Origin of the sequence: Methylobacterium sp. (assembly GCF_028290105.1) — a bacterium.
Lineage (GTDB): Bacteria > Pseudomonadota > Alphaproteobacteria > Rhizobiales > Beijerinckiaceae > Methylobacterium.
In genome coordinates this window covers 1-8,543 of record NZ_JAQGKL010000019.1, presented here as the reverse complement: position 1 = coordinate 8,543, position 8,543 = coordinate 1, and the positions used below count along the sequence as shown (strand labels likewise).

At 71.7% G+C, this 8,543-nt stretch carries 9 protein-coding genes; 5 read left to right on the top strand and 4 right to left on the bottom strand.

Translation table 11 applies throughout. The features are described from left to right. The 3 genes from JWQ05_RS01720 to JWQ05_RS01710 form a co-directional block, all read right to left on the bottom strand. Positions 1–1,675: protein-disulfide reductase DsbD domain-containing protein (locus JWQ05_RS01720; protein WP_299653536.1), on the bottom strand; the 1,675-nt coding region annotated here is incomplete at its 3' end. A gap of 124 nt (positions 1,676–1,799) precedes the next feature. Then, positions 1,800–3,623, bottom strand: a complete 1,824-nt coding sequence (locus tag JWQ05_RS01715) for an aminopeptidase P family protein (RefSeq protein ID WP_299653534.1) — start codon at positions 3,621–3,623, stop codon at positions 1,800–1,802. Positions 3,624–3,645: 22 nt separating this feature from the next. Beyond that, on the bottom strand, positions 3,646–4,584 hold the full coding sequence (locus JWQ05_RS01710) for a 50S ribosomal protein L11 methyltransferase (protein ID WP_299653531.1): 939 nt from the start codon (positions 4,582–4,584) through the stop codon (positions 3,646–3,648). Positions 4,585–4,708: 124 nt separating this feature from the next. Between JWQ05_RS01710 and JWQ05_RS01705 the strand changes: the two genes are divergently transcribed. The 5 genes from JWQ05_RS01705 (at position 4,709) to JWQ05_RS01685 (ending at position 8,146) form a co-directional block, all read left to right on the top strand. Beyond that, positions 4,709–4,918: a hypothetical protein gene (locus tag JWQ05_RS01705; RefSeq protein ID WP_299653529.1), complete on the top strand. Its 210-nt coding sequence runs from the start codon at positions 4,709–4,711 to the stop codon at positions 4,916–4,918. Between the two features lie 61 nt (positions 4,919–4,979). Further along, positions 4,980–5,771, top strand: a complete 792-nt coding sequence (modA, locus tag JWQ05_RS01700; protein ID WP_299653526.1) for a molybdate ABC transporter substrate-binding protein — start codon at positions 4,980–4,982, stop codon at positions 5,769–5,771. A gap of 7 nt (positions 5,772–5,778) precedes the next feature. Beyond that, complete coding sequence (modB, locus tag JWQ05_RS01695) at positions 5,779–6,480, top strand: molybdate ABC transporter permease subunit (RefSeq protein ID WP_299653539.1); 702 nt, start codon at positions 5,779–5,781, stop codon at positions 6,478–6,480. Positions 6,481–6,484: 4 nt separating this feature from the next. Beyond that, complete coding sequence (gene modC, locus JWQ05_RS01690; RefSeq protein WP_299653523.1) at positions 6,485–7,597, top strand: molybdenum ABC transporter ATP-binding protein; 1,113 nt, start codon at positions 6,485–6,487, stop codon at positions 7,595–7,597. 153 nt (positions 7,598–7,750) lie between these two features. Continuing rightward, positions 7,751–8,146: a hypothetical protein gene (locus tag JWQ05_RS01685; protein ID WP_299653520.1), complete on the top strand. Its 396-nt coding sequence runs from the start codon at positions 7,751–7,753 to the stop codon at positions 8,144–8,146. Positions 8,147–8,280: 134 nt separating this feature from the next. Here the strand turns inward: JWQ05_RS01685 and JWQ05_RS01680 are convergent. Beyond that, on the bottom strand, positions 8,281–8,543 hold a 263-nt coding region (locus JWQ05_RS01680), incomplete at its 5' end, for a flagellin (RefSeq protein ID WP_299653517.1).

Here is an 8,543-nt window from a genome sequence, read left to right as displayed (position 1 = left end):
CGGAAAATCCCACCAGGACGAGGCCGATCAGGGCGGCGAGCAGGCCCGCCGAGCCGACCTGCTGCGACAGGACCCAGACCAGCCAAGCCACCGTGGCGTAGATTGGGAAGGCGAGTGCGCCCTTCAGGGTGTCCATCCAGGCGCCCGGTCGGGGCAGGCGGCGCAGGGCCGCCGGCCACAGAGTCAGCACCAGGAAGGGCAGGGCGAGACCGAGCCCGAGGCTCGCGAAGACCACCAGGCTGACGCCCGCGTCCTGCGTCAGTGCGAAGCCCACCGCAGACCCCATGAAGGGCGCGGTGCAGGGGGTGGCCACCACCGTGGCGAGGACTCCGGTGAAGAACGAGCCTTCGAGCCCGGCGCGGCGGGTCAGGCCGTCGCCGATCCCCGCGATGCCGGCGCCCACATGCACCACGCCCGACAGGCTGAGCCCCATGGCGAACAGGAGGTAGGCGAGGCCAGCCACCACCAGGGGCGATTGCAGCTGGAAGCCCCAGCCGATGCCGGCGCCGGCGCCCTTCAGGACGATGAGCAGGCCCGCCAGCGACAGGAAGGCCGCGAGTACGCCGGCGGTGTAGGCAAGCCCGTGCAGACGTACGCGGCCCGCCGACTCCCCCGAATGTCTGACGAGACTCAGAACCTTGATCGACAGGACCGGGAAGACGCAGGGCATGAGGTTCAACAGGAGGCCGCCCAGGAAGGCGAGGCCGGCCGCGCTCCAGAGGGTCAGGCTTTCGTCCGGTGCCTGTGCCGGACTCGACGCGGCGGGTGGTGGCACGGCGGCCGGGATGGCACTGGGCGCCTCGCCGATCGTGTAGGCCCGGCGCACGGTCCCGTCCGCCGTCGGCTCCTCGAAGGTCAGCACGCCCGGCAGGGTCGCGGTGGCCAGCGTGGTGTCGCCGCGCGCCAGATCGATGTGGAGCCCGCCGGCATCGCTGCGCGCCTCCTGCGGCGCCGCGTTCTCGATGGCGGTCTCGGCGAAGGGGAAGTAGGCGACCGAGGACACTTTGAGGTCCGGCGGCGTGGCGAGATGCACCTGAAGGCGCCCGTTCTCGGCGCCGTAGCGCACGGCATAGGGCGCGGGCACCGGCAACGCGGCGCGTGCCGCCTCGAACAGCATCATCGATCCGGGATTCAGCCCCGTGCTGGTGCCGGCCTGCGCCACCGGCAGGCTCAAGCGCAGCTCCGCCGAACCCGGCACGCATTCGCGCTCACAGACGAGGTAGGTCAGCTTGGCCTGGAGCGTCACGGGCTTGCCCGGCACGAGCGAGGCGGGCGGGGTCACCTCCGCGAGGAGGACCGTCTCGCCCTCGTAGCCGAAATTCACGAGGTGGGAGACCGGGATGCGGCTCGGGACCGGCCACTGGAGCGGGCCGGCCGCGAAGCCGGCGGGCAGGGTCCAGGCAACCTCCGGAGCGAGACCCGAATCGCCGGGATTGCGCCAGTAGACGTGCCAGTGCGGCCGCATCACCATGCGGATGCCGACGGTGAAGGGCTCGCCCGACCGGATCGCGGAGGGCTCCCCGACGAGGCTGGCCTTCACGAGGTCGCCCGGGACCTTGAACCCCTGGAACCCCTGTGCGGGTGCTGTCCCTGGCGCAGGTGAAGCCCCTTGCGCATGCGCCGCTGGAATCGCGAGGCCGAACAGGGCGAGCGCCAGGGCGAAGTGCCGGATCATCGGAGCCTATATCTGTGATGGGGGCGGACAGAGTACGTCCGTTCGCTCATGCGGTAAAATCCCGATGGCGCGAGACTTGGTTTCCCGATGTTGCCCGGGCCGCTGTCCGCCCCGCCGGGTGCCCTCAGGACGCTGCGATCGGTCGCGTCGCCCCGTCCAGCCAAACCCGCGTGGTGACGTCGAGGTCGGGCTCGAGCGCAGCGCGCACGCGCGCATGGTAGGCGTCGATCCAGGCCATCTCGTCGGGTGTCAGCAGGTCCGGCTGGATCAGCCGGCGGTCGAAGGGGGCCAGCGTCAGGGTCTCGAAGCCGAGCATCGGGCGTTCGCCTCCGGCAACGCTGCGGGTCTCCACGAGGACGAGGTTCTCCAGGCGGATGCCGTAGGCCCCCGTCTTGTAGTAGCCGGGCTCGTTGGAGAGGATCATGCCCGGCGCCAGGGCCACCGTGCCGGTCTTGGCGATGCGCTGCGGCCCCTCGTGCACCGAGAGGAAAGCGCCGACGCCGTGGCCGGTGCCGTGGTCGAAGTCGAGGCCGGCCTCCCAGAGGGGCTGGCGCGCGAAGGAATCGATCTGCGCGCCCGTCGTGCCTTTCGGGAACACCGCGCTGGCGATGCCGATATGGCCCTTGAGCACGCGGGTGAAGCGGTCGCGCTGCTCGTCCGAGGGCGCGCCGACCGCCACCGTGCGGGTGATGTCGGTGGTGCCGTCGGCATATTGCGCGCCGGAATCCACGAGGAAGAGTTCGCCCGGCGCGATCCGCCGGTCGGTCTCCCGCGTCACCCGGTAGTGGACGATGGCCCCGTTGGCGCCGCTGCCCGAGATCGTCGGGAAGGAAACGTCGCGCAGCAGCCCACCCTCAGCGCGGAAGTCCTCCAGAGCCTCGACGGCGGCGATCTCGGTGAGGCTCTCGGCCTGCGCGTCGAGCCAAGCGAGGAAACGGGTGACCGCGACGCCGTCGCGATGGTGGGCGGCGCGGGTGCCGGCGATCTCGGCGGCGTTCTTCACGGCCTTCATGGCGGTGATCGGGTCGGGGCCGATATCGGGCACGCCGTCGGCCGTCTCGACCCGCACCTTCAGGGCGGCGGCGGCGGTGCCGGCGTCGAGGCGGATGCGGGCGGCGTTTGCCGCCAGGGCTGCGAGGTCGTCCTCGAAGGCCGCGCGGGAATGACAATCGGCGAGCGGTTCGAGGGCGGCGCGGAGGTCCGGCCCGAGGTTCGGCGAGGTCAGGTAGAGGGCGGCCCGGCCCGTGCGGGGCACCAGGGCGTAGCCGAGCGCCAAGGGCGTGTGCGCCACGTCCGCGCCGCGCAGGTTGAAGGCCCAGGCGAGGTTGTGCGGGTCCGAGATCACGAGCGCGTCGGCGCCCGCCTCCGCGAGGGCCGCGCGGATGCGCGCGAGCTTGTCGGCGCTGGCCTCGCCCGCGAGGTCGAGTGGATGCGCCACCACGGCGCCGGCGGGCGGGCCCGGCCGGTCGGTCCAGACGGCGTCGACCGGGTTCGTGCCCACGGCCCGCAGGGTCGCGCCGGCCTTGAGCACTGCGCGTTCCAGGCGCGCCACACCGTCCGGCGTGTGCAGCCAGGGATCGTAGCCGAGAACCTGCCCGGCCTTCAGGTGGGCACCGGCCCAGGTCGCGACGCTGGTCTCGGCCAGCGGCACCGGGGTGATCACGCGGGTGTCCACCTCGGCGGGGGCCTGCAGGGTGTAGCGCCCGTCGACCACGAGGGCGGCCTCATCCGCGAGAATCACGGCGGTGCCGGCCGAGCCCGTGAAGCCCGTGAGCCAGGCGAGGCGCTCGGCCTGGGGCGCCACGTATTCCGACTGGTGCTCGTCGGCCCGGGGCACCACGAAGCCGTCGAGGCCGGCTGCGGCCAAGGCCCCCCGCAGGGCCGCGATGCGGCTCGCGCCCTCGCGGTGGCTCGGATCGTCGAAAGTCTGGAAGCGGGCGCGGGTCATGGCGCCCAGGGTTACGCGCGCGTCAGGAGCGCCGCAACCGGGCGCGACGCGGGCGCGGCGCCGCGCCGCCGCGGGTCAGCACCAGGGTGGCCCAGCCCTCGATCAGGCCGTGGCGGGCGAGGTGGAAGCCGCGATGGCGGTAGGTCGCGAGCACACCCGCTACGTCGCGCTCGATGAGACCGGAGAGGATCAGCACGCCCTGATCGGCGACCACCGCCGTCAGCGAAGGCGCCAGCCCCTTCAGGGGGCGCGCCAGGATGTTGGCGAAGACCACGTCGAAGCGGCGCGGCCGGTTGGCCAGCGCGTGGCGCACGCCCGGGCCCTGGTAGAGCCGCAGCACAGGCCCGAGACCGTTGAGGCGGGCATTGCCGACGGCCGTGGTCACAGCCTCCGGGTCGAGGTCACCCGCGATCACGGGCGTGTGCAGGGCTTTGGCCGCCGCGAACGCCAGGATGCCGGTGCCGGTGCCGACATCGAGCACGTGGGCGGGGCGCCCGCGCTTGAGGACGTCGGCGAGCGCGCGCAGGCAGCCGAGCGTCGTGCCGTGATGGCCCGTGCCGAAGGCGAGCGCCGCCTCGATCTCGATGGCCAGATCGTTCGCCCGCACGTTCTCGCGGTCGTGGCTGCCATGCACGAGGAAGCGCCCGGCCCGCACGGGTTTCAGTCCCTCCAGGGAGGCCCGCACCCAATCCTGCTGGTCGATGGTCTCGAAGGTCGCCCCATCCGCCTGGTCGCCGACCACGGGCCGGATCATGTCGCGGATCATCGCCTCGTCGGGGGCGTCGGCGAAATAGGCCTCCAGACGCCAAGTCCGGCCGTCTTCCGCCTCGAACGCGGCCACCGCCGTCTGGGTTGGATCGAACATCTCCCCCAGCAGATCGGTCATCGCACGGGCCGATCCCTCGTCGGTGAGGAGGCGGAGCACGTGGGTCGGACGGTGGGGAGGTAAGCCTTCGAGCATGACCCGGGCTCTACCACCCGCGACGTCCCGCCGCCACCATCCGGTGGCCCTGGCTGGAACGGAACGTCCGGGCCCACGTTTTTCGTCGCTTCTCCAGGTTCGGATCGACGTTGGAGCGTGCGTTGTGCGTATGAAAATCAGAAGAGCCGGTGGAAAAACACCGGTCGTCCTCGCCAAGACGTCCAACGCCCGCCGTCGCCTCGTGCGCGAACGCGGGGGCTTCACTGACGCCGAACTCCTGACCGGGCCGTTGCCCGGACCGATGCTGGTGCTCCTGAGCCGCCTGCACCGCTCCGAGCGGACGCCGCGCGAGGACGAGGATCGGGGCGCCTGAGCGCCGATCCCATGCTATGGCGGACCCGCTGGGATGTGCCGGCATCCTCCGGAGACAGTTCATGATCCAGGCGCGACGGATGTGGCTCGGCGCGATGCTGGCCCTCGTGGCAACGCTCGGGGCCGCTCAGGCGCGGGCCGAAGGCTCGGTGGTGGTCTTTGCCGCCGCCAGCCTGAAGAACGCCCTCGACGATGCCGTCGCCGCCTGGACGAAGGAGACGGGTAAGGTCGCCCGGATTTCCTACGCGGCCTCCAGCGCGCTCGCCAAGCAGATCGAGGCCGGGGCGCCCGCCGACCTGTTCCTCTCCGCCGACCTCGCCTGGATGGATTACGTGGCGGGCAAGGACGGAATCAAAGCCTCGACCCGGACGAACCTCCTGCGAAACGCTCTGGTGCTGATCGCCCCGAAGGATTCCTCGCTCGCCGTCGACCTTAAGCCCGGGCTCGATCTCACAAAGGTCCTAGGCGACGGGCGTCTCGCCATGGGAAACGTCGAAGCGGTGCCCGCCGGCAAGTACGGCAAGGTGGCCCTCGAGAGCCTCGGCGCCTGGGAGGGCGTGAAGGGCCGCGTCGCGCAGGCGGAGAACGTGCGCGCGGCGCTGCTCCTGGTGGCGCGCGGCGAGGCGCCGCTGGGCATCGTCTACGCCACCGACGCGGTCTCGGACACGAGCGTCCGGGTGGTCGCCACCTTTCCGGCGGCGAGCCACCCGCCGGTGATCTACCCCGTCGCGCTCACCCGTGATTCGACGAACCCGGACGCGGCGACCCTGCTCGCCTATCTGCGCGGTCCGGCCGCCCGGGTGTATTTCGAGCGCCAGGGGTTCTCGGTGATCGGCGCCGAGAACCGGACCTGATCGCCGAATCGTGGACCGCCTCGGCCTGACCCCGGACGAATGGACCGCGATCGCGCTCAGCTTGCGCGTGGCGGCGGTCGCGACGCTGGCGAGCCTCGGGCCGGGCCTCGCCGTGGCTTGGATCCTCGCGCGCAGGCGCTTTCCCGGCCGGGCGCTCCTCGACGGGCTCGTCCATCTGCCTCTCATCCTGCCGCCGGTGGTGACGGGGTACCTCCTGCTCCTCGCCTTCGGCCGGCGGGGAACCTTCGGGGCGTTGCTCGCGGATGTCGGCATCGTGCTGTCGTTCCGCTGGACGGGGGCGGCGCTCGCCTGCGCGGTGATGGGGTTTCCCCTGATGGTGCGAGCGATGCGCCTCTCGCTCGAGGCCGTGGATGCCCGGGTGGAGCAGGCCGCCGCGACCCTGGGCGCGCCGCCCTTCGCCGTGTTCCTCACCGTGACCCTGCCACTGGCGATGCCGGGCGTCCTGGCTGGGGCGGTGCTCGCCTTCGCCAAGGCGATGGGCGAGTTCGGCGCCACCATCACCTTCGTGTCGAACATCCCCGGCGAGACCCAGACCCTGCCCTCGGCGATCTACACCCTCACGCAGGTCCCCGGCGGCGAGGCCGGTGCGCTGCGCCTCACCCTGATTTCGGTCGCCCTGTCGATGGGAGCGCTGCTGGTCTCGGAACTGCTCGCCCGGCGCCTCGGACGGCGGTTGGGGGCCGGGTGAGCGCATGAGCCTCTCGGTCGATCTGGGGCTGGCGCGCGGCGCCTTTCGCCTCGACGTCACCTTCACCGCACCGCCTGGGCTCACCGCCCTGTTCGGGCGCTCGGGCTCGGGCAAGTCCACGGTGATCGCCTGCATGGCCGGCCTCGCCCGGCCCGACCGGGGCCGCTTGACGCTCGGCGACGAGACTCTCCTCGATACCGGCCGAGGCCTCCACGTGCCCGCCCATCGCCGCCGCATCGGCACGGTGTTCCAGGAGGCGCGGCTGATGCCGCATCTCTCGGTGCGCCAGAACCTGCGCTACGGGCGCTGGTTTTCACGGGCGCGTCGGGACGCCGACGGCCTTGAGCCGGAGGCGGTGATCGCGCTGCTGGGCATCGGCCACCTCCTCGACCGCCGGCCCACCGGCCTCTCCGGCGGCGAGGGCCAGCGCGTGGCGATCGGCCGGGCGCTGCTGTCGCGCCCCCGCCTCCTCCTCATGGACGAGCCCCTCGCCGCCCTCGATGCCGAACGCAAGGCCGAGATCCTGCCGCTGATCGAACGCCTGCGCGACGCCGCCGGCATCCCGATCGTGTATGTCAGCCACGCGGTGACGGAGGTGGCGCGGCTCGCCAACACCATCGTGGTGCTGGAGGGCGGCCGGGTCGCCGCCGCCGGACCCGCGGAGGGCATCCTGCGCCGGGGCGAACTCGGCGACTTCCACGCGGCGGAGGCCGGCGCGCTCCTCGACATGGTGGTGGAGGGGCAATGCTCGGCCTCGAACCTGACGCGCCTCTCCGGCCGGGCGGGCCGTCTTCTCGTGCCGCACCTCACGCTGGCGGCCGGCACCGGCGTGCGGGTCCACGTTCCCGCCCGGGACGTCTTGCTCTCCCTCGCCGACCCCGTGGGCCTGAGTGCCCGCAACCGCCTGCGCGGGCAGGTGCTCGCCCTGCACGCCCTCGCCGAGGGTACGATGCTGGTGGAGGTGGATTGCTACGGCGCGGTGCTGTCCGCGCGCCTGACGCGCACCTCCGTGGCGGAACTCGGCCTCGCGGCCGGGACGCCCGTCTTCGCCATCGTCAAGAGCGTCGCCTTCGATCCCGCCGGAATGGGCCGCGCGGCGCACGCCGTCGAGATCTGACGTTTCGTTCGAATGCGATGCATCGCGTTACCCGACGCTTGATCATGCCTGCCAAGAAGCCGGCGCGGGGAGGGAGTCCTTAAGATCGCATTCACGCCGCGCGACTTGTCTGATGGCAGACCAAGACAGCCGACAGCTAAGCAGGAGCGTGCGATGTCGATCAGCAGCATAGGCGGCACGTCCCCGGTCCGCGGCACCGGCGCCACGCCGGCCCCGATCCCGCCGGTTCAGCCCGTCCCGGCCCCAGCGCCCCTCGCACCGGCGGTGCGGGTGGACATCCGGAGCCAGGACCCAGGCGCCGACCGCCGTGCCGAGGCCCCTCGAACCTCAGACCCGATACAGGACGCCAAAGCGGCCCAGACCGCAATGGAACCCCGTATCCGGATCGATACGGACACCAAGGCGGTGGTCTACCAAGAGGTCGATCCAAATTCAGGCGACGTGGTGGTGCAGCTTCCCGACCCGGTGGTGCTCAAGGCTCGAGCCTATGCGGAGGCCGCCGAGGCCCGGACTCGGTCCGTGGCCCGCCCCCTCGACCGCACCGCCTGAACCCGCGCGATCCGAACACCGAGACGAAGAAGGCCGGGGCGATGAGCCCCGGCCTTCTTCGTCTCGGTGTCGAGGTTTCGGTGTCGAGACGTGGAAAAAAACCGCCGGCCCGTAGGCGGGCGGCGTGCCCCGCCTTAGCGGAGGAGCTGCAGGATGCTCTGCTGCGCCGTGTTGGCGAGCGAGAGGGCGGAGATGCCGATCGACTGGCGGGTCGACAGGGCCTGCGAGTTGGCGGCTTCCTCGTTGAGGTCCGCGTTCGTCAGGTTCGCCGAGCCGGTGTCGAGGATGTTGATCAGGTTCTTCGAGAAGTCCTGACGGTTCTGCACCACCGAGAGGTTGGAGCCGAAGGTCGAAGCCTGGGCGCGAAGCTGGCTGGTCGCCGTCGTGATGGAAGTCA